Below are 24831 nucleotides of genomic sequence, written 5' to 3'. Positions count from 1 at the left end.
TACCCTCCTCAATTCAGCAACCCATTTATTTAAACCCGCTTGAAGCAAGTTCAAAACAATTTGATGTTGATAGCTTTCCAAAAGCCTCCTGCCTTCATGCATGTTAAGCTCTTGTCCAGCCCTTCTAACCCTGAGCCTTAAGCTCAGCAATACGGGCCATAATGATTTCCGTTACCCGCTCTGCGGCGTCAGGAACCGAGCCCTCCTTGAACTCCGAAATATCGATTGGAGCTCCGTAAACAACTTTCATTTTTTTAAATAACTTATAATTGCCAACAATGGCTACAGGAATAATGGCAGCATCGCTGCGAAGCGCGAAGGTAGCCGCTCCTTTCTTTCCCATACCGCCTGCACGAGAGCCTTCCGGGAAAATCCCCATGACCTTCCCTGTCCGCAGAATGGTTAACGCGGTCTTGATTGACTCCTTGCTAACGCCACCTCTTTTGACAGGAAACGCGCCTAATTGTGTAATTAGCCAGCCAAATCCGAAAATGTCGAACAATTCCTTCTTGGCCATGAAATGCACTTTCCGTTTCAAGAGAACACCTATCGTCGGCGGATCCAGCAAACTTATATGGTTGGAACAGAGTAATACGCCGCCCTCTTTGGGGATATGCTCAAGCCCCTTCCCCTCCAAACGGAATAGCGCTTTATAAATCAATAATAATGCACCACGGCAAAAGCTATAAATCATTCCTGTTCTCTCTCCCAATAAGTTCTGCTTAATGACACGATACGGTTTGCCACTTCTTGCGGCGTCAAATGCGTCGTATCGAGCAATATGGCATCCTCGGCCTGTCGAAGGGGGGATACTTCCCTCTCTTGATCCAGCCGATCACGTTCGGCGATATCGCGAGCGATCATTTCCAACGTAATGCCTTGCTGTTCTTGCATTTCATTAAATCTACGACGAGCGCGTTCCTCTACGGTTGCCGTCATGTAAATTTTCACTTCAGCATCCGGAAGCACCGTCGTACCGATATCTCGTCCATCCATGACCACGCCTTTGCGAAGCGCCATTTGCCGCTGAAGAGACACAAGCCAGGTCCGCAGCCCCTCGATTTGCGCATATCGGGATACTTGGGAACTAACCGTAAGCGAGCGGATTTCAGCGGTCACATCTTGCCCATTCACATGGACTTGCTGTCCGTCTTCTCCCGGTATTAATTCAATACCCAAATTTTGTACCGTATGAAGCACTTCATTCACTTCTTCAGGCTCAATTCCACGATTTTTCAAATACCAGGTTGCCGCTCGGTACATTGCACCAGTATCAACATAGACGTATGACAACATGTTTGCAACCATCCGGGCAATCGTACTCTTGCCCGCACCGGCAGGTCCGTCGATCGCGATGTTGATCTTGCCATTATGTGATGACGTTGTCCTTGCCAACAGGGACGCCTCCTCAAAAAACACGGTCTCAATAAAAAAGCAGGCATTGCCTGCGACGTGAAAATTATACCACACAACGTGGTTGGATGCAAAAGATCGAAACGTTGACCATCTGCTTTCCATCCACACTATCGCCCTTCTGGACGATCGATGGCCACTCCTTCGAATCGATCCGTTGAGGCGATATAGCCTCTCAACGCAGGCATACGAAGTAAGATTTGAAAAAGGCATAGCCCTGCTATGGTGAGGACTAAAGCCTTGAGAAGCAACGACTCCATCCAATTGCTAAACATTAAAAACAGCTCGGTGTACTCCTCTGCCTCAGTCTCATTTGTCGAATCCTTCTCATCCTGATCTATCGACATCAAGTTCCCTCCCCTCCTGGATAATTTTATCTTATCCAAAGTAGAAGGGAGTCAATCGCAATCTGCAGCTTTGCATCTCAATACTTAGCGATTTTTGAAGTCGAATTGCCGTTCAAAGCAATAACGGATTAGCTTTTGCCTCTCCATGTCCGAAATACTGACAAATTTCAGCATCAGCATAGTCCGACCTGTCTCTTGCTTCTTCGTACGCACGATCTCAGCTTCAAAAGGAACATGCTCAATGGAACCATTCTTATATGTCAGCAGGAGCCAGCAATATAATTGCTCCCCTTCGGATAAACCGTATTTATTGTCCGCGAGGAGAGATACTCCTCCACCGCCGACATCCTCCGTCAAAGCAACGAAACGAGTGCCGTCCTTTAGCTTAACTGCTAGATCCAGCTTGGCCACAACTCGCAGAAAATCCCGACGTTGAACCTTCGTAATCATCTCCGGTTCAGGCCTTCTAATCCTTACAAGCTGAACGATATCATCAGCGAAACCAAGAACATATGTATTAAAATAATGCTTAATTCCTTGGTCGGTCAAAAAATAGATCGACAGCTCATCTCCTATATACAGCCGTCTCATTCGCCCGCTGCCGCTTTCAATCGGTATCTCAATCAGGAGTGTGTCGTCTTCAACATCGGCAATACGTGACTTATATTCCTTATCCGTATTCTCACCATCTACCGATGCGACCTGAATATATAACAGGTCATTTACACTAGGAAACAAGATCTTGCACCACCTTGCTTATCATATAATTATTACCATAAGATTATAACACGGCATAGGTCTATTGGAGTAATAAAATAATATAGAGAATAAAATGACAAAAAAGACGAATTAGAATCGTCCATCCTAATCCGTCTCTCTGATACTTAACTAAACTGCTGAGCCACCGCAATATTACATTGAATTTCTATTCGCATGGCCATCGCGAATTTGCTCAACGACTTCTTCGTTCCCATTATCGGCATTAAGGTAAATTCGATACCGCGAGCCGTTAATAGCTCCTCCGAATTCATAGGTCATCACTTTTTCAGCCAAATCGTTTTCAATTAACGCAAGACGATGATATTGTTCCTTATATTCCGGATTCAAGTATTTGCGAGCCTGCTCGACCGAAAGCTTGGGCTTAGACATCTTTCGCTCTATCCCGTCTTGATGCTCATAGACATAATCACTTGCTTGCATTCCGATAACGGAACCGTTATCCAAGGCAACCCTTACTGAGATTTTCTCTGGGTAAATCAGCACATCTCCATCTTTCCTAACAAAAGTGAAACTGCCGATATTATCATACTCGTCGTAAGTCACCGGCGTTAAGTCATTATAGCCCTTATTTTTAAGAAACTGATCCGCTCTTGCTCTCGCCGCACCTTGAGAGATTGCCTTAGGCCCGATATGTCGATCGCTCCAATAGTTAATCAGATGGCCGCCATTGCGCGTGAAATCCAGCGTAACTGATTCAGACTGATCGTTTCCTTGGACTTTGGCGGTATAGGATGACCACTCTGTCCCCTTGCCATTCTCGGTTACCTTAATATTTTGCGGGGATTGCACTCCGGCGAACCTGGCCGCTTTATTCTTAATATCATTTACAGTTACGGGATGTCCTCCGAGCTTCTTAACAGACCGTTTGTTATAAATGCTTGCGACGGACGGGCCCCAGTCCAGCTCCGGATATTCCCCAACTTTCTTATCAACCGTCTTGAAGCCGTCAATGATTGTATTATCCTGTGGATCGTTCGGATTCGCGAGCGCTGTCTCTACATCCATCCAGCGAAGACGTTTGGAGAGAACCTTATCCTGTACTTCCCCCAGTTGCTTGGAAATTTGGGCCGAGCTCTTATATAGCTCCTTCAAATTCTTCATTTCTGTCTCGCTTAACGGCTGCTTGGTCAAATCACGTACTCCGGCCTGATAGGAGAATTTAGAGATGCGGGACAAGAATTCCTCCGTTTTGTTGAATGGAAGCAAGGTCAATGGCAGCTGGTTGATTTCGTTTTGCGCCTCACTCGTAATTCTCCACACGTTCACTAAGCCCTTACGCTGTGCCCCTGTGGAAGCACTATGCACCGCAAGTGTATTCCCCAGTTCTCCATGCAGCTTGTCGACATGAAACGACAGATTATGAAATGCTCGCTGATACTGATTTTCCGCCTTAATAAGAATCGCATTCTTTTCTTGGTTTTCTTGATAACCCCACATTAAAGATCCGACTAGCAGAACCGCAGCGATCGGAAACAATATGGCACTTAAACGTTTATACAAATCATATACACTCCTTCCATCAGAGAACTGAAATTAGTTTGACTAGAAGGAAGGAAGATTATTCACTTGTTACAGTCATTCAAAAAAATAGCCTGCGGCTTAGTTGACTGAATTATTAAGTCAAATCCTCTTCAATGTCGAAAAAATGACGATTATCGCATAGACATTGTTTGAAGCCGGTTTCAATTTCTCCACGTTCCTTTTTTCCCCGCAGAATAAATCGCTCACCACATGTTTTACAAGTAATTTTCACTTTTACACGCACAAAAAAAAGACACCCCTTTCAGTTCCACGATTGATCAACCATGGATAACTGTCATTAGGATGCCCCATTTTCTGTATTGTTAACCCTGTCCTTGAGCAGCCGCCGAAAGGGTGATCTCTTGTTAGCCCTATACATTTTGCCGATTCCCCCATACCATAAGAACGCCATCAAAGGAACAATATACCAAATCCAATAGTGGGTAATATTATCCAAGATCCAGTCGTAAAGACCATGATAGAACAAGGGTAGTAACAACGAATAGGCAAGAAACCTGTGGCTATCTTTTCCCGTAGAAAATTTAGCTCGCCCCATATAGTAGCCCATCATAACCCCAAACATAGCATGCCCTGAAACAGGCAGTAACGCCCGGATCAGCAAGGTTCCTACTGTAGCCTGTTGTGCAAAAGAGTAAATCACATTCTCTACGGTGGCGAAGCCAAGCGAAATGGCCGTGGCATATAGAATCCCGTCATAGGGTTCATCGAACTCCGTATGATTGTAGATCATGTGAAACAGCACAAACCATTTAAACGCTTCCTCTACGCCGGCCGAAACTAGAAAAGCATTTACTAACGAGCCTTCTCCCAGCCAAAGCATCAAGCCGCTTTGAACAATCATAACGGGCAAGACGATCATAAAGCCGAGTAAGAAAACCTTTATGACCATATGCAGCGGTTCGGCTTCATACTTGTCCTTAAGATAGAAATAAGTAAGCAAGGCGATTCCGGGGGCTACCGCTGCGGTCGCAATCGAGAAAAAAATCAACGGTAATCCCCCCTCATCGACCACTTACAACGATTCAAGCTTTGGCTATTTCGATACATCGGGTACCGCACTTGTTCTAGTCCTGACGTTTGAAGTTACTACAAATAACCCCAATCGCATTCTCGGACATGACCTTATTGCCGTATTCCTCCAGTATCGCTGAGGTTACAGAAGTTGCCTCGCCAAATTCTGCGAGAACCGCGATGACTGCTGGATGTCTGCCTTCTTCCAAATCTTCCGGCTCCAGCTGAAGAATCCATTTCCCATTATATTTAAATAGTCTTCCAGATTCCGTAAGCATAGGTTGCAGAACATGAGCAGCTTCAATCAATACCTCAAAATCATCAAAGGAATATAGAATGGTGTCACTCTGCTCCAGCGTTACTTCCATCTCATAGACTTCATCCGGTAATTCATCCTCATAATGCGATCCGATCCCATGATGGTGATCGTATTTACCGCGCGTCACTATGACGACCATCCCTTGAGCAGGAAGCGCGAAAACTTCAACGGCCAAGGGGCCTGTAGCGTCAAATCCCACTTCGTTATAAGCCTGATCCATCATTTCAGTGAACAGGTCATGAACCTTGGGAATCTCCTGCCACATGTCCTCTTTCTGAATGCCGCGTTCGCTAAGGTCGTCAAACGTGAGGAAAATCCGTATCTTATCTTGGCCAAGTCTTTCAATTCTCATACAGGATCCTCCTCCCCAAGCCTTGTTATAACAGATTATGAAACCTGCTGTAATATGTGCTGGAAATGGTTCTTTGATAAGTATGTTATCATTTATCTTACCTAAATGCACGCAATAAAATAGACAAAAAAAGAATCATTTTCTGCTCGACCTCTAAGGAGCTGAAAATGATCCATAAATCGGTAAGAATTATAGCCCGGGAATAACTGAATTTGTCTCTTTTAAAATTTGCTCAACCTCTCTGCGCACATCGGCATTTCCCTTGATAAAATCGGTAATTTGCTTTATGTTGTATTCCTTCGAATGACTCGAAGTGGACGAGGATGGAGAACTGGGATACACCTTGGATTCACTGGCTGTAGTAGAGCTTGCTTTGCTTGAAGGCTGTTGCCCGCTTTCTTTGCCAGAGGAGCTCGTCGACAAGCCAGCCAGTTTCATAATGCCGCTACTGCTGTTACCGCCCATGTTTGTACCGTTTCTCTTCGTCGACCAAATAACAGCCGCCGCTCCGACCAATGCACCACATAAGAATGAGACAGATTTCATCCAAAAAAACCTCCTTGATTGTGTTAAAATCATTTGTAGTGTTCGCGTATTGTTTCAAACTCATGCGCATTAAATCCAGGAAGAAACACGGAAAGCGAGATGAATTATTTGCTCAACAAGAAGGTGCTGCTCATCGCAGCCTGCTGCCTTATTCTTAGCTCATGCGGCCCGGATCATTCATCCACTAAGAAGAATGGTTCAAACATCACCCCAAGCCAGTCCTCCGAGGTAATCCCTCCTGTTCAAAAGGAGCTGGAAACAGATCAAAGCAATGAGGGCGCGCTAAACAGAGAAAATGCCCCATCTTCAACCGGAGGTGCGGAGCAGCAAGTCTCCACCCCTGCTGCCCCCGTAATTCCAGAGTATAAGTATCACATCAACAAAGTGTATCGCGTAGTACCAAATACGGAAGGCATCGAGAAGAAAGTCGTGTTGCTAACTTTTGACGATGGTCCCAAAGAGAAGGCAATGCTGGAGGGAATGCTCGATACCCTTGAAAAGCACGAGGCAAAGGCGATTTTTTTCGTAAATGGCTACCGGGTCAAGAGCAATCCAGATTTACTTAAGCTCATTCATGATCGAGGTCAAATTATTGGTAACCATAGCTGGGATCATATCGATTTGAAAAAGGAATCCGCAGACACCGCCCGTAAGCAAGTCGAGGATGTGCAGCAGATTGTCGAAGAAATTATCGGCGAGAGCCCCCGGTTTTTTCGACCGCCTTTCGGTTCCGGTAATGACACGCTCCATGGCATCGTTGAAGAAAATGATATGATTTACATGACCTGGTCTAACGGTTCGCTTGACTGGGATACAAAATTCAAGAACAAGCCAGATGGCATCATCAAAAATGTCATGGAACAGCTTCATCCCGGCAGCAATATCCTCATGCATGAACTGCCCTGGACTGCAGAAGCTCTAGATGAGCTGCTCACCAGGATCAAAGCAGAAGGCTATGGATTCGTTGATCCACACACAATATCCGTTCAGTCTGAGCATTCGGCTGACTCCAAATAATCGCATTAACTAACATAATTGTTGCAATTAAAAGAGGGGCATTCCACGACGATACGAACGCGGAATGCCCTTAATCATAATAATGTGTTTACGCTTCCCACACCATCGGCTCGGAACCTTGAGCCGTATACTCTATGCGCGACGGAGTCACATCGAGAATCACATAGTTCGGATCGTCCGGCCCATCAAACCAAGGCTTCAGATCATCATTCCAAACTTGCTGTCTAAGCTGATCATTCTTTGTGATATCACAAGTTCCCTCGATCTCAACGAGCTCCTTTGTCCCGCCGAGCTCATAACCGAGCAACAGGCTCATATTGGGATTCTTCTGCAATTCCTCCACTTTATGCGTCTTTCGATTAGTTGCCAAATGGATGTTCAGTCCATCATTAAAAATTGCCATATAACGCACCTTCGGCTTGCCATTCTCTACGGTTCCCAACGAGCCGAACTTATTGCTCTCAATCGCCTTAATAATATCCTGCTCCAATTTTGCTTGATCCATAGCTGCACCACTCCTCTATATTTAATGGATATCATGTCATAGAATACCCATCTATAGAATGTTGAACCGCTCCTTCCCCTAATCGAGTTCTTAGTTAATTGCCCTACAAGCACAAAGAGCGCCCTCATCCTTTGGGACGAGGAGCACTCTGCTCCGGTGCCACCCAATTTATCGAACGGCTTGCAGCCGTTCAATCTCTTTGGTTCCGCGGTAACGGGCGGTGCCGGTCAACTTAGAAAGCTAGTGCAGTATGTGCAGAATCACATCTCCATGTTCTCTTTGCGAGAACGCCCCCGAGTTGGATTCTCTTCATCGGCATGTTCCAGTTTTGAAATTATTCATCATAGTCTATGACATTTGAATACCGTTTGACAAAATTCTTCTTTTACATGCCATGGTTCTGTCCCCATGGAGATTCGCTAATGCCCCACCAGAACAAAGCTACCATCACGGCGATAAAGATGAACAGCAAAGTATTAAAAAAATATTTTGTCAGCTTTACCCGTTGGGACGGATATACCTCCCGCCTTGAGGGCAGCTCCTCTACTGATAGCGTAGGCGCTGCTTCCTCTAGAGCTTGACGGCTTACAGAAATCCCAACATCACTCTGCTTATTCTTTAATGCAGTTTCTGCTGCAGCCTTGGCTACACCCTCCGTATAAACATCAAACGGTAACTCCCGATTCTGTTTCTGCGATTTTTGCTTTGCTCTTAATGACTCTTCCGATCCCACTACTCGACTTCTTTGCACTCTAGATTTAGCTTCGCTCGATATTTGGTGCTCTGGATGCTTCCAGGTATTCTCCCTGAATCGATGTTGTCTGTCTTTCGGATTGCGGTACTTACCATACCGCTCCATCCTGCTCAAGCGTTCACTCATTTTCCCCTCCGATATTTAATGACGAGTCCCGATATGAAATCAATGAGGAAGTGACATACAATCGGCGCCCATAACGTACCCGCCTGTATATAAATATAGCCCAGCGCATAGCTGCTTAGAAAAACCCATCCTGTCGGAATCCAATGCCTGAGATAACGAATATGGATGAGCGCAAAAATAATGCTCGTCCAATAAGGACCAATTGCATGCTGAATCGCCCCTCGGAACAATAATTCTTCGCAAATAGATACGATAACGCAAATGATAACGATATGCCAAACAGGACGATTGCGGAAGAGCATCTCGTTGATTCCCCCGTCATCGAGGCTCTCCTCTTTCACGAAACGCGACAATATGAAATCAAAACCGAACATTACTGCTGCGAGTCCGAAGCCCCACAGCAAAAATTCATAATTTGTTGGAAATTGGAGTACCGAGATCGGGTTTCGCTTCTGAAAAAACAGGACGATAATACCGATAAATAAAGTAAGTCCTTGAGTAATGTATAGATTAATTAATAATAAGCGCTCATTAAGCTGACCGGGATCGACTCTTTGAATTTTTATTTTGCCAAACTTGTTTTTTTTCATAGTATTCGTCAAACCCTGTCCTTTATTATAGTTAAAACACAAAATCCTAGCAGGCATTCTAAGTTTTCTTAGTGCTCTCGGACTAAAAAATACTGAAAGAGGAGCGTTTCTTACAATGCAAAAAAAATCTTATCGCTTTGAAATTTTATTTATGCTCGGGTTTCTATTTACCTTAATCGCCGCCTTCGGAACCTTTTTCCTGGGCTTTAAGATGGGAATTAACCAGACCGAGGCCAAATACGCCCACCTGTCAAATCATTCCGGGTTTGAGACGACAGCTTCCTACGAGCAGCAGGATCTGGCCGCCTATTATTACGTGGTATTTCAACCGTACCAGCAATTCAAGGATGATTATTTCGACCTTGTTGATCAATTGAGTCGCAGTGACTCCAGATTGAAATCAATCGGTATTATGAAGGAAATCCGCGAAGCCGCTAGCAGACAATATGATCAGATTCAATCGCATTCTATTACAGTGTCTTCACCCTTGTTAAAAGATGCACAAACTGATGTTTTGAAAAGTCTGAAGCTCTTTGATGAAAGCGCCGACCGAATTGAAATCGGAAGTAAAAACGGGGCTGAGCTTGTTAAGTCGCTAGCCAACGACGAATTTACAAAAAACGCTGAAAAATACGGATTGAAAGCCCAGCAAAAATATTACACATCGATGATGAAATGGGCTTCCAAGAGCAATAAATCCATTCCTGCCGATTTTTCTTTCCGGGACAACATAACTGTCAAAGAATGGACAAACTTTCCGCTGGCGGTAAAAAACAAAATTGTAAGTGACATAATGACTAGCAGTAATCTTTATGTATCTTACCTTCCTCAGGATATGACAGCGAAAATTGACCAAATGATCGATAGCGGCAAAGCGAGCTCGATGAAGCTGAATTCACTAGTATCCATCGTCAACGTTCTTATGGATACTGAAGCGGTACAGGGCAAGGAATTCTTACGGTGGAAATCAACTTACTATGCTAGCGAGTCCATTCCTGAGCTCCCTTTCTTTACCGAGCAATAGGCAGCTGCCTGTAAATAATCGGTAACCATAGGATTTTGATAACACTAAAATCATAACCAAAATACCAAGCTTATTCAAGATTCTGCCGTCACCATGATTTACGGTATTGACACTTTACTTCAGGTCATGATACATTATGAAAAATTGAATTTGTAAAACACGATGAAGGAAACGAGTTATCGCGAAGCTTACAGAGAGCCGGTGGTGCTGCAAACCGGTAGTGGAATGAGAACTCCAGCGATCCTGAGTAACTGCGTTGAACGATATAGTAGGCGCAGTCGGAGGAACTCCGTTATCAACATGTCCTTGTGACAACTGAGGCTGCATCTGCGAGGAAGCAGCGAATTAGGGTGGTACCACGAACAACTCTCGTCCCTTACTACGGAAGTAGTGTGCGGATTGAGAGTTTTTTTATGCTTTGTAAACCACCCTTTATTTGAAAGCAGACACTGCGTCTCTCTAACGCATTGGAACAGCATCGAGCCATAGTATTTGTTTCGTAAGCGAATGCTTCCGAAGAAAGTTTTGTATCGAAGACTTTCTGAAGAAGCAATGCTATATACAAAACTTAAGCGAATGCTTCCGAAGAAAGTTTTGTATCGAAAACTTTCTAAAGAAGCAATGCTATATACAAAACTTAAGCGAATGCTTCCGAAGAAAGTTTTGTATCGAAGACTTTCTGAAGAAGCAATGCTATATACAAAACTTTTAGGAGGAAAGAAATCATGTACAAAGTACTAGTATCAGATCCCATCAGCGACCTTGGTATTCAGCAGTTGATGGACGCAAGCGATGTTGTAGTAGAGAAAAAGACGGGACTATCGGAGGATGAGCTCATCCAAATTATTCCTGACTATGACGCTTTGCTTGTTCGCAGCCAAACGAAAGTTACTGAAAAAATCATGGAAGCCGCAACCAATCTGAAAGTCATCGGTCGCGCTGGCGTCGGTGTTGATAATATCAATCTCGATGCAGCAACCAAACGTGGAATTATTGTCATCAACGCACCTGATGGCAACACGATTACAACTTGCGAGCATGCTTTTGCGATGATGATGGCGCTGGCTCGTCACATTCCACAAGCTTACAGCAAGACGATTCAAGGGATTTGGGACCGCAAATTCCTCGGCGTTGAGCTTCGCAATAAGAAATTGGGCGTTCTCGGCATGGGCCGGATCGGCAGTGAAGTTGCCAAACGCGCTAAAGCCTTCGGAATGGACATTCTCGGCTATGACCCGTTTATGACAGAGGAACGCGCGGAGAAATTGGGCGTGAAGCTTGCCAGTATCGATGAAATCGTGCGGAACGCTGACTTTATTACAATTCACACACCGCTGACCCCTGAGACAAGACATATGATCTCCCAGCCTCAGTTCGCAGTGATGAAGAAAGGCATGCGGATCATTAACTGTGCTCGCGGCGGAGTTGTCGATGAACAAGCGCTGATTGAAGCTATCGATCAAGGAATCGTTGCTGGAGCAGCCTTCGACGTATTCGAGCAGGAGCCGCCGGCAGCGGATCACCCATTCCTTCACAATCCAAAAATTATCGTTACTCCACACTTGGGCGCATCGACTGTAGAGGCTCAGGAAAATGTAGCGATCGACGTATCAGAGCAAGTGTTGCACATTCTGCGCAACGAGCCATTCAAGAACGCGGTTAATATGCCACCGGTCGCGACAAGTGTTATGAACAAGCTACAACCGTTTTTTGAGCTTGGGGAGAAAATCGGTACGTTTGCTGCCCAGTTGAACAACCAGGCCGTACATGAAATCCATGTGGAATATGCCGGCGATCTGGCAGAGGTAGATACTCAACCACTAACACGCTACATTATCAAGGGGGTATTGTCCCGTCACTTCGGAAACGAGGTAAACATCGTCAACTCGGTGCATTTGGCCAAGGTGCGCGACATTGATGTGGTTGTATCGCAATCCTCAGCTACTAAAGGCTTTACGAACCGGATTAGCGTTACTTTGAAGACACAAGACGGCCAGGATCGCCGCATCGCAGGTACTTTGCTAAAAGAGTACGGCGCCCGGATCGTACGGATCGACAAGTTCCCGGTAGATATTGCTCCGGAAGGCAACTTGATCTTTATCTCTCACAATGATAAGCCAGGCATTGTCGGCAGCGTAGGCACCTTGCTCGGCAAAAATGACGTTAATATTGCTTCAATGCAAGTTGGACGCAAAATTATTGGCGGCGAGGCAATCATGGTACTGACTGTGGATAAAACTGTTTCCAAGGAAGTGCTTGATGATTTGACAAGTCTTCAAGAGTTGAACAGCGCTCAGCAAATCGTATTTGGTTAATAGCGCTAAACTGAATATCTAGAAGAGGAGTTGCTTCGAGGCGTATGTGTGATTACGACCCCTAAGCAACTCTTTTTTTGCTTATCGTATATCCTTCGACTGATGTTCCACGATGAACAAGATTAATCTTCTGAAATCAACAAAAACATCCTTACGAGTAAGGATGTTTTACGTTTATTGTACCTTTTCGACAGGAAGCACGATATGAAAATCCGCCCCTTTGCCTACTCCGCTATGAACCTGAATCGTGCCGTTATGCGCATCGATTATATTTTTTACTATGGCTAAGCCAAGTCCCGTGCCCACCGCTGTACCGCGAACTCGGGCTTTATCCGCTTTGTAAAACCGTTCAAAGACAAATGGCAAATCCTCTGTCGGAATGCCTGAGCCTTCATCTCGGATCGAGATATGCAATTCCTTCCCCTGCTTACCTTGCTGGCTGGCTGCAGCGATATAGACGCTACGTCCCTCTGGCGTATGCCTAAAGGCGTTGTCCAGCAAGTTGGTCAATACCTGCTCCAATCGATCTTCATTCGCCGCCTCCGCAATCATTGAACCCGTACCCATCTCCAATTCCAGATGAACATCGTGCTCTTTTGCCCGCACAGCGAATTTCCGATATACCCGCTCAATGAGCTCCTTGACGTCAACCTGATGCATCGCAATGTCGGTGTGCCCTGCTTCCATACGAGCCAGGTCGAGCAAATCGCGCACTAAGCGTCCCATGCGCAGTGATTCATCATGTATGACCTGTACCAACTCCTGACTCTCTTCCGGAGAAGCAGCCATGCCGTCAAGCAATGCTTCGCTGTATCCTTGCATCATCGATAGCGGAGTCCGAATCTCATGCGAAACATTGGCAACGAAATCCCGCCGCATTTTCTCCAGACGAACTTCTTCCGTCACATCGCGGAGAACGGCTACCGCCCCTCTAATCTCGCCATCCGACGAGAGCGGCGCCATATGCACCGACCACACGCTCTGCTTTACGTGAATATTGGCGCTCTGATCGCCTTCCTGATCGAGTACCTTTCGAAACATCGGGAGCAAAGGCTTGGGGATCGCAATCGATCGTTCGCCATGAACCTTGAACTGGAGAGCGTCATTCTCTTCATCCGGCAAATCGCCCCATAAATATAACAACTTATCCCCTGGAGGATTAGTCAGAATGACGGCTCCTTCCCAATCTAATGTAATCACGGCATCATTCATGCTTCTTAAAACGCTAGACAGGTGTTCTTTTTCATGGTTTAAGCTGCGGATAGTATTCTCCAGTTCCTCAGCCATATGATTAAATGTATTCGCTAGTTCACCGATTTCATCACTCGTCTGCAACGAGAGCCGAGTGTCGTATTTCCCCTTACGAATTGAGTCCGCAGCGCCGATCAACTTCTGCATCGGCTGCGTAATCTTCGTGAAGAGGAACAAGGCAAAGAATGTCGTAAGCGAGAAGCCAATAATGGCAACGATGACAAACAGCTTCTTAACTGCTACGGGATCGGTGAAATTCGTATCTATATACGGCAACAGAAATAATCCCATGCTCATTAATACAAAGGCCACGAGACCGATAATCGTAATCCACAGCTTACCTACAAGCGTTCTCCAGAAGCTCACTTATTTCGCGACCTCCAGCTTATAGCCGACTCCCCACACGGTAGTAATCATGGCAGCCGATTCCGGCGATACCTTGTTCAGCTTCTCGCGCAACCGCTTGACGTGGGTATCCACCGTTCGCAAATCGCCAAAGAATTCGTAATTCCAGACATCCTTCAGCAATTCCTCGCGAGAGAACACCTTATCAGGAGAGGTTGCCAAGTAATGGAGCAGCTCGTACTCCTTTGGCGTAAGGCTAACCTCTTGCCCGCTTGCAGTCACCCGGTGAGCATCATGCTCGATTACAAGGTGCGGGAACACGATATTATTGCTGGTTCCATTCTCCTTGGTTAAATAAGCAGTAGCCGAAGCACGCCTCATGATCGCTTTGACGCGATATATCACCTCACGGGGACTAAATGGTTTGACAACATAATCATCTGCCCCCACTTCAAATCCCTGTACCCGGTTTATTTCTTCTCCTTTGGCCGTTAACATCAATACCGGCGTTGATTTAACCTGGCGCAAACGGCTGCATACTTCGACCCCGTCGATTCCTGGCAGCATGACGTCTAGCAAAATTAAACCATAATCATTGGAGGTTGCTTTCTTGAGAGCGGTCTCACCATCTTCCGCTTCATCGATTTCATAGCCCTCTTTTTCTAAGTACATTTTGAGCAGACGGCGAATACGCTCTTCATCATCCACTACGAGAATGCGGTTTTCTTGATCTGACATGAACAACAACCCCTTCATCATCTTCCCATTCGCTTGTGCTAGTAATGGTTACATTATATCAGTTAGTCCGTGCCCGCGTAAGAATGCAAGCCGGCGATGATCAGATTAACGCCTACGAGCGTGAACATGACAACCATAAACCCAAGTACGGCTAGCCATGAGGCTTTGCGGCCATGGAATCCCCGCGATAAACGGAGATGGAGATATACGCTGTAGAATAACCAGGTAATAAGCGCCCATACTTCCTTTGGATCCCAGCCCCAAAACCGCCCCCAAGCCTGCTGGGCCCAAATCATCGCAAATACAAGGGCTCCGAGTGTAAACACCGGAAACCCAATCGCGATTGCCCGATAACTAATTTCATCCAAATCATCAGCGTCGATGCTCTTCAGAGCCGGAGCCACAGCTTCGCTTAATGGCTTGCGAATAATAAATCTCAAGAGACCGTATAGAATGGTTCCGGTAATAAACGCCCATACAATAGTGTTGGTCTTTCGACCTGCATTCACCCCTTTGAACCAGGACGGAACCTCAACTAATGGCTTGCTCATACCAAGGAAAGAATCTGTGCTTTCCAAATGGCTGCCATGGGGTGCTACGATCGGCGGTAAATTATAGATCTCTTTAGCTACGCTGACTTGGCCAGCATCATTACCTTGAGCAGCATTAGATGTAAATATAGCTTCATAACCCGAGGCACGGAATGCAAAAACGGAAACAATGAAGCCCACTACTATAATAATAGAATAAAACGTAATTTCAAGCCATAGTTTCTGGCGACGCGCGGATTTATCGGTACCCTTGAAATCAATCGTACGCAGAAGACACATCAGTCCTGCGGCAAATCCGACGGCAAAGAAAGCATCCCCCGCTGCCGCAAGCGTCACGTGAATGTACAGCCAGATCGAATTCAAGGACGGAATCAACGGCTGCACATCCTTCGGAAACACCGCTGCATACGCCATGACGACGATCGCCAGCGGCGTGGCGAACAAACCGAGCAAGGATTTACGATATATTAAATATAAGATCGTAAATGCTAATATGATCATTAAAGACAAGAAGGTCATAAATTCATACATATTACTGACTGGAATATGTCCCGACCAGACCCATCTCGTGAAAACATAAACCAAATGAGTAATAAGACCTAGTGTAGAAGTGATGAATGAAATTCTGCCCCATTTGCGTTCGTGAAGCTGCGGATCACGATTTTTCCACGTTTTCCCCGTAATTGTCACCACATAGAAACAAAATGCCACACAATAGAGTAAAAAAGCAATGACAAATGCCTGTTTACTGATCTCTAATAAATTCATGACCGGTTTCCTCCGTTATCCAAAGACTTCTCATCCACTTCAATCCCCATATTCTTCAAGAAAGCGGATACTTCACGCCTCATACCGAACCAATTCTTGGTCGTGTGTCCACCTAGTGTCAAGACACCATCATCAACACGCAGCCAGATTCTACGGTGCTGCCAATAGAAGCCCATAATAAGTCCAATCATAACGATTCCAAGGCCTGCCCATACAAACGGCATCGCCCGGTCGATACGAATATTCAAATAACTTTTGAACCGTATATAATCGACATCCTCCATAGCCATTACATCGAGCGTTAACCTATCATTCACTCCGCCAAGTGCTTCGTTCAGCTTATCTTGTTCGAAGAACGCTTGTTGCTCAAAGAAAGGGAAGTAAAAGTATTGTCCTCCGTCCGGAGGCAAACCCGGCCCTGTAATCGTAAACAAAAAGGCGGGTGCCTTTGGCTCTCCCGATTGGCTAATCGGTCTTTTTTGATCATCCAGGCCAAAATCCAAATACTTATCCTTTAGCTTGAGCTTGTATGGCCCGACCTCAAATTCGGTTTGGGGATCTTTCATACTAAGCTTGATTTTCCCGTAGTGCTCACCGGTCTGCTTATCGATCAGCGTCACCTGAACCGAACGAAGCAGCATCACTTCTTCAAAATCAAACTGATATGCTTGGAAGCCCTTATAATTCAGTGGATCATTTACGCGGATATTATGCCGATCTACCTCCTCAAGTGTCGGTTCCTTCAATGGATCATTGCAATTGTCAACGCATTCATACAGAACTGCTTGCGTTTCAAACAGCTTAGGTACGATTTTCCCCCTTTGCTTGAACTCCTCGGACATTTCGTCCTCATTATAAAATTCCACAGTAAACTTCTCATTTTTCAAGTAATAGGGCGTATCCGGTATAGCTGTAATCTCCCCTTCAGGGAACCAGTAATGTTCATCCATATGGAGTCCGGGAAGACCGCGAAATAGAACAGCGAGCAAAAATACAATCAGACCGATATGGATAACGTACGGCCCCCAACGGCTAAAACGCTGCTTCTCCGCAAGTAGTGCACCGCTCTCGATATGAACGCGATACCCCTTCTTTTTCAGTGGTGCAACAGCCTTCTGAACCCAAGCATCGCCGTTCTCAGATACAGGCCCTTGATATACGACCCTTTGCCGGGTCAAAAAATGCATATGCTTACGTATTTTCTGTTTGGATAGCGCTCTGTATAACGGCAACACCCGGTCAAGACTGCAAATGACGAGCGATGCCCCGATCATGACGAGCAGCAGAATGAACCACCAGGAATTATACGTATCAGATAACCCGAGCCTATAATAAATTTCACCGATGGTTCCATATTTCCGTTTGTAGTAGGCTTCAGGATCGATTTGTACGAACATAGTTTCCTGGGTAAAAACAGTTCCCAGCATAGCCCCAATTAATGTAATCGTAATCAGGTATACCGCTACCTTAACCGAGGAAAAGAAATTCCAGATTTTATCGATAAAATTTGGATTTGCCCGCTGCGAGCGGCGCGCTACTCCATCATAGCGCATTTCCAATAATTCACTGGAGTTGTCACCCTTCTCCTCGTATTGCGGTTTGCCGCAAGCTTCGCAGAGCACCGTTCCGACAGGATTCTGATGCCCGCATTCACATTTCGTATTCTTAATCAATGCCTAGCCCTCCTGTTCTCATCGGGATCTCACCAACTGGTTAATTTGTTGGTTAAGCGTCTTCAAATCTAGCTCACCCTGATGGATGGAGGTTATTTTGCCTCTCTTATTCACAAAAAAGGTTGTCGGCATGGGTACTACTCCATATTTGCCAACAATTTCACTCTGCTTATCGAATAATATTGGAAAATCGACGCCGGTCTGCTTCACGAAATTGGACACGGTCATATCGTCCTCACCGGTATTTATCCCCAGGATGACCACGTCCTGATCCTTCCATTTCTCCCATTGCGTCTGTAATGCCGGCATTTCACTCACACAATACTTACACCAAGTGGCCCAAAAGTTAATCACCAGCGCCTTGCCCTGGTACTTCTCCAGATTATGTACCTGTCCGTCTAAACCTCGCAAATTAAAGGCAGGAGGGTTATCACCTTCTTTAGGTATGCCCTCCTCGCCTCCAAATACGGCCGTACCGATCGCATAGCCGCCCAAAATGACAATGAGCATCAAAATAACAATTTGTACTGGACGTCTTGCCCTACCCATTATCAGCACCCCTTCTATGACAAACCTCATATTATATGGATAAAAAGTGAATATCCTATGAACATTATAAGAAAAGTGTCATAGATTCAGCTAGGGTAAATATGAACTTTATGTGACCTTCTATCGTTTTCTTGGCTTGCCCGCATTACGAGCTTGTTTAAATAGACCTTCTACCTCTTCTTTGCTTAAATGGCGGTATATCCCCCTTTTTAAATTATCGAGATATAGATCACCAAAGGAAATCCGCTTCAGCTTCGTTACCGGATGCTGGATCGCTTCAAACATCCGCCGAACTTGACGGTTTCGCCCTTCATGAATCGTAATACTGATCACCGCTTGCTTGCCCTCGGGATCCACATCGTAATACTCAACCTCGGCCGGCGAAGTCATCCCATCCTCCAGCATAATCCCCTGCTTAAGCTTGTCCAGCTCCGTTCCGTGCGGAACCCCTTTCACCGTTGCCAAGTAGGTCTTGGGAACATGATGCTTTGGATGAGTCAGCAGGTGGGCAAAGTCGCCGTCGTTCGTTAATAACAGCAAGCCCTCTGTATCATAATCCAGGCGGCCCACTGGATACAGCCGCTCAGAAATGCCCTTCAAATAATCGGTGACAATTTTTCTTCCCTGCGGATCAGATGCACTTGTTATTACACCCTTAGGTTTGTTAAGCATAATGTAGATCTTCTTCTCCGCACCGATCGGTTTTCCATTCACGGTAATAACATCAACCGCCGGATCGGCCTTGGTCCCGAGCGTAGTTACCGTTTCTCCGTTCACTTGTACCTGACCATTCAAAATCAATTCCTCGCATTTGCGACGCGATGCCACACCCGCACCGGCTAATATTTTCTGTAATCTTTCCATTATCTAATAGTCACCTCATAAACATGATACCTATATGAAAGAAAAATCACAATAGGACAGGATAGCGATAAAAATAAAGAGCCGTTCGAGCTGTTGATAAACAGTCGAAACGGCAACATCAGCCAAAAATCAATAAACATACTATGATGGCTGCCAGGAAGCCAACGATATCCGAGAAAAGCCCCACTTTCAGGGCATAGCGGCCGTTGCGAATCCCGACGGCTCCGAAATAGACCGTAAGGACGTATAGTGTCGTATCCGTACTACCTTGAACTGTAGAAGCTATTCGGCCAATCATCGAATCGGGGCCGTACGTCTTGATCAGATCTGTAGTAAAGGCCAGCGAGCCGGTTCCTGTCAGCGGCCTTAGAATCCCTAGCGGCAAAATCTCGGCGGGAACATGCAGCTTCTCCAGGAACGGCCCCATCCAGCCTACAAAGAACTCCAACGCACCGGATGCTCGGAACACACTGATCGCAACCATCATGCCCACTAAGTGAGGAATAATGCTTACTGCTGTAGAAAAACCGTCCTTAGCTCCATCAACAAACGATTCATACACCGGTACCTTTTTCATAAAAGCGTACAGCGGGATAAACGCAATCATAACAGGCACTGCCCAGGCCGAAATCATATTAATCCAACCTAACAAGGACGATCACCTCTTCAAAGTTAATGGAGAAGCAGGCGGATTCGGAGTTCGACGAAAGGTTCTGTTTCGATACCAGCGGTCGGCAATAATAGCTGCCATTGTTGCGATCGCTGTAGCTAACAACGTAGAGCCGACAATTTCCGCTGCGTTGGCAGAGCCAAAGTTAAGCCGAATCGCGATCAGTGTCGTCGGAATCAATGTGATACTAGCCGTATTCAATGCTAACAACGTACACATTGCAGCCGAGGCAGTCTCCTTATCTGGATTAAGGTTCTGCAATTCCTGCATCGCTTTTATCCCCATAGGAGTCGCGGCATTTCCTAAACCTAGCAAATTGGCACTCATGTTCGAAAGTATATATCCCATCGCCGGATGCTCTTTTGGCACGTCAGGGAATAAATAGGTAACGACCGGCCCAAGCAGCTTGGATATTGCTTTGACAAGTCCGGCATCCTCAGCCATGCGCATCATGCCCATCCAGAAGACCAGGACGCTGATCAGTCCGAAGCACACGGTTACCCCGGTGGCTGCCCCCTCAAACGCTGCCTGCGTGACAAGATTAATATCCCCTTTTATCGCTGCAAAGGCAAAACCAACGACGATAAGCCCTAGCCAAATTTTATTAACCACATGATCAGCCCCTCTCCCACAGGGTAAGTAATCTAATCTACAAAAAACAGTGATCTAATGACTGCAGTAAACGCATTTCCCAAGCTTCCCCTGGCAATCACAAACCTGGATGTCGGTTTGCCCCTCGCCGGATCCGGCGAGGGAATGAAGCTGCCTTTCTCATAAATAGGCACCCGCCCGATTTGACGGCCGTCTAACGAGATTATAATCTGCCCACGGTAGCCAAAATCATTTGCCCGCGCGTTTTTAAGAAACAGCTTTCGCTGAATACGTTCAAACTCACCGCTTGCCAAAGCATAACTGAATCCGGAGCCGGTAACGAACTCGTTCTGAACGGGCTGCCCCTCCTCGATGATTTCCTTTAGCGGATAATAGGCAAAGCCGTAATCAAGCAGCTTTGCATGGTCATTCCAATCATCTCCGTCATTAAGTGTAACGACAGCTAACTGCTGCCCGGCACGGCTTGCCGAGCTGACGAGGCAGCGTCGCGCAGTTTTGGTATATCCCGTTTTGACGCCATCTGCTCCTTCATATAAACGAAGCATTTTATTTTTGTTATCCCACTTATAATCCCATGGATTATTCGGGTTGGGGGCTTTTTTGCTTGGCGTTTTTACAATTTCCTTAAACACCGGATTCTGGAGGCTATAGGCGGTAATGACCGCCAGATCATTGGCCGAGGAATAATGCCCTTTAGCGTCAAGACCATGAGGATTTCGAAATTGGGTATGTTTAAGCCCCAGCATTTTTACCTTTTCATTCATCAAATGAACAAAACCCTCTTCCGACCCGCCAACATGCTCGGCAATTGCCGTTGCTGCATCATTACCCGAACGAAGCATGAGACCATACAGCATGTTCTCCAAGGTCATCTCTTCCCCCAGCTCCAGATAGATCGAGGAACCTTCCTTGCGATAAGCATTTTTGGAGACGGAGACCATTTCATCCAGCTTCCCATGCTCAATCGCGACGATGGCCGTCATAATTTTAGTCAAGCTGGCTACTGGCATTTCAACGTCTCCGTGATGGCTGTACAGAATTCGGCCTGACTTCACATCAATCAAAGAAGCGGCCCGGGCATTCATACTTGGTGGACGAGGTTTGTTATTTTCTACAGCTCCAACACTGGAACCTGCGGTCAGCAGTAGCGATATGACCATCATTCCTGTGAAGCTAAAGCGAAATATCGACCGTTTTATCATTATGAAACTCCTCCGCTATATGCGCTAATACTTGTACACTATATGCGGGAAATAAGGGGAGTATGTCCACTTATCCCGGCAAAAAAAGACCCCTTCCGAAATGGCGGAAAGGATCGGTCAACCTCATCGGCTTCTCTAAGTGTTTAGCTGTACATATTTCCATTGTTTTGATGATCATTAGGATTACCTTGATTTGCAGCATTCTGAGACGTTCCTGCACTGTTACTAGGAATCATGGATTGAATTTTATCCATTACGTAAGGGACGGCATCAATCATTTTCTCAAACAGATGAGTTTGGTTATCCAGCGGAACAATATGCACACCCTGCTGGCCTACAACGAGAAATGCAATCGGATTGATCGACACGCCTCCCCCGCTACCTCCACCAAATGGACGCACTTTATCTGATGAGCTGGATGAGGCACCACTATTTCCATCCACATTATAATCACTGCCTCCCGCAGCAAATCCGAAGCCAACGCGGCTTATCGGCAAAATGACGCTGCCGTCCGGGGTTTCCACCGGTTCGCCGACAATCGTATTGACATCAACCATATCCTTGATGTTTTCCATAGCCGTTTGCATTAACCCTTGGATCGGATGATCTGACATGATTATTCCTCCTCTTCAAACTAAATAATAAGAACTACCTTCACTCCTACAGTTTGCGCAGCCAGGAAGCGGAATATGCGTGGGTTGAAGAACAAAAGGAGCCCGCCGATCCATTAAGACCGCGAACTCCCTTTTTTTTGTCCTCGGGCGGCGATACTCAGCCATTTTTGAAAACCGCCTTTTATTTTTAATACCCGAACAATAAGTACGAATCCAGCATGCAACGCGCGTACGCAGCGTATTTCCCCATTGATTTCCATTTCGGTCGCGAATAACGGCGGCTTGTCAAAGACCGGCACAACAAACAACCTAGGCCTCTGCTTTAGATCTATGTAGCATGACAACCCACCAATTAAGGTCGTTTTTAAGCCCCACAGGGCCCCTGATAAAGTTGCCGTATAGGCTGCATCCGATAGAGCCACATTCGTGGACCAATCCAATCGATGAAAGGAGATATGCTTTAACGTACTTGCCGTCCACTTTTTAAGTCCCTTCGTCGCTTGCAGTAAGTCATAAAATTGATCTACCCAAGAGCGAATTTTATCCTTATTAATATCCTGCTCACTGCTGGCCGTCCGACTTTTCAATAGATTGCTCGAGCTTTGCTGCTCCACTTTAAAACCATCTTTCATATTTTTAAATATGATTGAAGGGATTTCGTAACGAAGCCGGATCACCCCATAAAGCATCGTCACCTCAAGCTGAACAGCTTCATTCTGTTTCACTTTGCGAACAACCAAGTGGAACTTAATCGGAGATAACAAGATAATGACTACAGCGATGATTACAAGCAGCAGGATCAGGATGACTCCGAGCCAAATCCACACAGGAAAGCCCTCCATACCAATTCAAATGAACATCTTGAAATAGTATGCTTCAAAAAAAGGAAATCATTCGTTTTTTGGCAGGCTAATCCTCTTTTACGTCGTCAAATGTAAGCTGCTGCTCCTCCAGCTTCTGGAACAGAAGCTGTGTTTCTTCCTCTAGCTGGTCGGTATTTTCAAACTCGGTCAGATCCGGTAGATCCTCCAGACTGCCAAGCCCGAAATAATCTAAAAAAGCTGGTGTTGTTCCATATAAAATCGGCCGTCCAATCGCCTCGGCACGTCCTACCTCTTGAATCAAATCCTTGTTCACCAACGTATGAATCGCTCGCTCCGATTTGACCCCTCGGATCTCTTCCACCTCAATGCGAGTAATCGGCTGACGATAAGCAATAATGGATAACGTCTCCAATGCCGCTTGAGACAAGGATGAACGGGATGGCGAATATGCCAATCTTTCAAAAAACGGTGCATGCTCCGGCAAAGTAGCCAGCTGATAGGTTCCCGCAAGTTGAACAATTTGCAGTCCTCGGCCCTCCCTTTCAAATGATGCTTTCATATCCAACAGAGCATCGGTAATGATATCTTGACGCTGTTCGGTGACTTCTGCCAGCTGCTTTACGCTAAGGCCTTCTTCCCCAGCCAGAAACAGCAATCCCTCAATAATCGATTTCAAGTCCCGATAATTCATCTGCCTTTACTTCCCCTCTCCACTCCATCACAATATCATCAAACAGCTTGTTCTGATAACAAACGATTTGCTTCATTTTCATTAGTTCCAAAATCGCTAGAAAGGTTACGACGATCTCATGCCGATACATTTCCGGGTGCAGCAGCTTGGAAAATAGCAGCCTGCCCCCTTTTCCCATACGCTCCAGCGCAGAAACGACATCGCGAATCCGATCCTTGACGGAAATTTCGTCCCGATGGATACGAGCAACAGAGCTACGTTTTACGGCGCGGCGCAGAGCCTTCTGGAACATAGCGATCAAATCGGCGGCATGCAAACCTTTAACCGGATTTTCAATGACCTCAGGCATGAAAGGAGTCAAGTCCTCAGCCTCTTTCGTAAAGATAAGGCTTCGCTCCCATTCCCGCTCATGCAGATGCTCGGCGATTCCCTTGTACTTGCGATACTCAACCAGCTTCCGAATCAGCTCGTCTCGCGGATCCTCCTCGTCCTCCATCAAATAATCGAAATCGTCGTCGAATTCGATCACAGGCGGCTTAGGTAGGAGCTGTTTGCTCTTTATGGACAACAGCGTAGCGGCCATCACCAAAAACTCGCTCGTAATTTCCAGCTCCAGCTCCTGCATATTATCCAAATACTCCAAATATTGATCAGTGATTTCACTTACCGAAATTTGATATATGTCGACCTCTGCCTTATCGATCAGATGCAGCAGCAGATCCAGCGGACCCTCAAAGGTATCCAGCTTATAGGTTACTGTCGTCAATGGACATCCTCCACCCTAGAGGCAGTTCAAAAGGCCTTCCTTTGAACACGCGAATTAAATAAAAAATGCAGT

Annotated in this window: 27 protein-coding genes and 1 other annotated feature; of the genes, 3 read left to right on the top strand and 24 right to left on the bottom strand. The window is 45.9% G+C overall.

The window, feature by feature from the left end; genetic code table 11:
• Window positions 1-124: 124 nt before the first annotated feature.
• From EIM92_RS14120 to EIM92_RS14085, 8 genes are all read right to left on the bottom strand, one after another.
• Window positions 125-694 (bottom strand): lysophospholipid acyltransferase family protein, encoded by a 570-nt coding sequence (locus EIM92_RS14120; RefSeq protein ID WP_125085185.1) that lies wholly within the window; start codon window positions 692-694, stop codon window positions 125-127.
• The gene (cmk, locus tag EIM92_RS14115; RefSeq protein ID WP_211344373.1) at window positions 691-1395 is read right to left on the bottom strand and encodes a (d)CMP kinase; all 705 of its coding nucleotides are present in this window, start codon (window positions 1393-1395) and stop codon (window positions 691-693) included. Before cmk ends, EIM92_RS14120 begins: the two co-directional genes overlap by 4 nt.
• Before the next feature lie 128 nt (window positions 1396-1523).
• Window positions 1524-1760: a hypothetical protein gene (locus EIM92_RS14110; RefSeq protein ID WP_125083194.1), complete on the bottom strand. Its 237-nt coding sequence runs from the start codon at window positions 1758-1760 to the stop codon at window positions 1524-1526.
• Window positions 1761-1844: 84 nt separating this feature from the next.
• Window positions 1845-2498: a flagellar brake protein gene (locus EIM92_RS14105; RefSeq protein WP_125083193.1), complete on the bottom strand. Its 654-nt coding sequence runs from the start codon at window positions 2496-2498 to the stop codon at window positions 1845-1847.
• Between the two features lie 174 nt (window positions 2499-2672).
• Window positions 2673-4040, bottom strand: a complete 1368-nt coding sequence (gene ypeB / locus EIM92_RS14100) for a germination protein YpeB (RefSeq protein ID WP_125083192.1) — start codon at window positions 4038-4040, stop codon at window positions 2673-2675.
• 319 nt (window positions 4041-4359) lie between these two features.
• Window positions 4360-5070: a glutamic-type intramembrane protease PrsW gene (prsW, locus tag EIM92_RS14095; RefSeq protein ID WP_125083191.1), complete on the bottom strand. Its 711-nt coding sequence runs from the start codon at window positions 5068-5070 to the stop codon at window positions 4360-4362.
• 76 nt (window positions 5071-5146) lie between these two features.
• Window positions 5147-5764 (bottom strand): genetic competence negative regulator, encoded by a 618-nt coding sequence (locus EIM92_RS14090; protein WP_125083190.1) that lies wholly within the window; start codon window positions 5762-5764, stop codon window positions 5147-5149.
• Window positions 5765-5953: 189 nt separating this feature from the next.
• Window positions 5954-6310, bottom strand: a complete 357-nt coding sequence (locus EIM92_RS14085; RefSeq protein WP_125083189.1) for a hypothetical protein — start codon at window positions 6308-6310, stop codon at window positions 5954-5956.
• A 108-nt stretch (window positions 6311-6418) separates the two neighbouring features.
• Here EIM92_RS14085 and EIM92_RS14080 point away from each other — a divergent pair, with 108 nt between their 5' ends.
• The gene (locus tag EIM92_RS14080) at window positions 6419-7327 is read left to right on the top strand and encodes a polysaccharide deacetylase family protein (protein WP_484217430.1); all 909 of its coding nucleotides are present in this window, start codon (window positions 6419-6421) and stop codon (window positions 7325-7327) included.
• Window positions 7328-7415: 88 nt separating this feature from the next.
• Here the strand turns inward: EIM92_RS14080 and EIM92_RS14075 are convergent, their stop codons facing one another.
• From EIM92_RS14075 to EIM92_RS14065, 3 genes are all read right to left on the bottom strand, one after another.
• The gene (locus EIM92_RS14075) at window positions 7416-7832 is read right to left on the bottom strand and encodes a pyridoxamine 5'-phosphate oxidase family protein (protein WP_125083188.1); all 417 of its coding nucleotides are present in this window, start codon (window positions 7830-7832) and stop codon (window positions 7416-7418) included.
• Window positions 7833-8217: 385 nt separating this feature from the next.
• The gene (locus EIM92_RS14070) at window positions 8218-8712 is read right to left on the bottom strand and encodes a hypothetical protein (protein ID WP_125083187.1); all 495 of its coding nucleotides are present in this window, start codon (window positions 8710-8712) and stop codon (window positions 8218-8220) included.
• Window positions 8709-9302: a CPBP family intramembrane glutamic endopeptidase gene (locus EIM92_RS14065; protein ID WP_125083186.1), complete on the bottom strand. Its 594-nt coding sequence runs from the start codon at window positions 9300-9302 to the stop codon at window positions 8709-8711. Before EIM92_RS14065 ends, EIM92_RS14070 begins: the two co-directional genes overlap by 4 nt.
• Before the next feature lie 115 nt (window positions 9303-9417).
• Here EIM92_RS14065 and EIM92_RS14060 point away from each other — a divergent pair, with 115 nt between their 5' ends.
• Together EIM92_RS14060 and serA are read left to right on the top strand one after the other, a co-directional pair.
• Window positions 9418-10326, top strand: coding sequence for a hypothetical protein (locus EIM92_RS14060; RefSeq protein WP_125083185.1), 909 nt, complete (start codon window positions 9418-9420; stop codon window positions 10324-10326).
• A gap of 153 nt (window positions 10327-10479) precedes the next feature.
• Window positions 10480-10706: a binding site (T-box leader), on the top strand.
• A 345-nt stretch (window positions 10707-11051) separates the two neighbouring features.
• Window positions 11052-12641: a phosphoglycerate dehydrogenase gene (gene serA, locus EIM92_RS14055; protein WP_125083184.1), complete on the top strand. Its 1590-nt coding sequence runs from the start codon at window positions 11052-11054 to the stop codon at window positions 12639-12641.
• Window positions 12642-12815: 174 nt separating this feature from the next.
• Here serA and EIM92_RS14050 read toward each other — a convergent pair whose 3' ends face one another.
• The 13 genes from EIM92_RS14050 to EIM92_RS13990 form a co-directional block, all read right to left on the bottom strand.
• The gene (locus tag EIM92_RS14050; protein WP_125083183.1) at window positions 12816-14258 is read right to left on the bottom strand and encodes an ATP-binding protein; all 1443 of its coding nucleotides are present in this window, start codon (window positions 14256-14258) and stop codon (window positions 12816-12818) included.
• Complete coding sequence (locus EIM92_RS14045) at window positions 14259-14975, bottom strand: response regulator transcription factor (protein WP_125083182.1); 717 nt, start codon at window positions 14973-14975, stop codon at window positions 14259-14261.
• Between the two features lie 62 nt (window positions 14976-15037).
• The gene (gene ccsB / locus EIM92_RS14040; RefSeq protein ID WP_125083181.1) at window positions 15038-16294 is read right to left on the bottom strand and encodes a c-type cytochrome biogenesis protein CcsB; all 1257 of its coding nucleotides are present in this window, start codon (window positions 16292-16294) and stop codon (window positions 15038-15040) included.
• The gene (gene resB, locus EIM92_RS14035; RefSeq protein ID WP_125083180.1) at window positions 16291-17967 is read right to left on the bottom strand and encodes a cytochrome c biogenesis protein ResB; all 1677 of its coding nucleotides are present in this window, start codon (window positions 17965-17967) and stop codon (window positions 16291-16293) included. Before resB ends, ccsB begins: the two co-directional genes overlap by 4 nt.
• An 18-nt stretch (window positions 17968-17985) precedes the next feature.
• Window positions 17986-18516, bottom strand: a complete 531-nt coding sequence (locus tag EIM92_RS14030; RefSeq protein WP_125083179.1) for a redoxin domain-containing protein — start codon at window positions 18514-18516, stop codon at window positions 17986-17988.
• A gap of 120 nt (window positions 18517-18636) precedes the next feature.
• The gene (locus EIM92_RS14025; protein ID WP_125083178.1) at window positions 18637-19380 is read right to left on the bottom strand and encodes a pseudouridine synthase; all 744 of its coding nucleotides are present in this window, start codon (window positions 19378-19380) and stop codon (window positions 18637-18639) included.
• Between the two features lie 118 nt (window positions 19381-19498).
• A complete protein-coding gene (locus EIM92_RS14020; RefSeq protein ID WP_125083177.1) occupies window positions 19499-20032 on the bottom strand; it encodes a spore maturation protein in 534 nt (177 codons plus the stop codon).
• A gap of 6 nt (window positions 20033-20038) precedes the next feature.
• Window positions 20039-20662, bottom strand: coding sequence for a nucleoside recognition domain-containing protein (locus tag EIM92_RS14015; protein ID WP_125083176.1), 624 nt, complete (start codon window positions 20660-20662; stop codon window positions 20039-20041).
• Window positions 20663-20694: 32 nt separating this feature from the next.
• Window positions 20695-21864 (bottom strand): D-alanyl-D-alanine carboxypeptidase family protein, encoded by a 1170-nt coding sequence (locus EIM92_RS14010; protein ID WP_125083175.1) that lies wholly within the window; start codon window positions 21862-21864, stop codon window positions 20695-20697.
• A 143-nt stretch (window positions 21865-22007) separates the two neighbouring features.
• A complete protein-coding gene (gene ytfJ / locus EIM92_RS14005) occupies window positions 22008-22478 on the bottom strand; it encodes a GerW family sporulation protein (protein ID WP_125083174.1) in 471 nt (156 codons plus the stop codon).
• 113 nt (window positions 22479-22591) lie between these two features.
• Complete coding sequence (locus EIM92_RS14000; RefSeq protein ID WP_125083173.1) at window positions 22592-23305, bottom strand: DUF2953 domain-containing protein; 714 nt, start codon at window positions 23303-23305, stop codon at window positions 22592-22594.
• Window positions 23306-23387: 82 nt separating this feature from the next.
• The gene (scpB, locus tag EIM92_RS13995; protein ID WP_125083172.1) at window positions 23388-23993 is read right to left on the bottom strand and encodes an SMC-Scp complex subunit ScpB; all 606 of its coding nucleotides are present in this window, start codon (window positions 23991-23993) and stop codon (window positions 23388-23390) included.
• On the bottom strand, window positions 23962-24759 hold the full coding sequence (locus EIM92_RS13990; protein ID WP_125083171.1) for a segregation and condensation protein A: 798 nt from the start codon (window positions 24757-24759) through the stop codon (window positions 23962-23964). The genes scpB and EIM92_RS13990 overlap by 32 nt, the downstream gene beginning before the upstream one ends.
• Between the last annotated feature and the right edge of the window lie 72 nt (window positions 24760-24831).

The organism is Paenibacillus lentus, from assembly GCF_003931855.1.
GTDB lineage: Bacteria > Bacillota > Bacilli > Paenibacillales > Paenibacillaceae > Fontibacillus > Fontibacillus lentus.
This window is presented reverse-complemented; position numbering and strand designations above follow the sequence as displayed.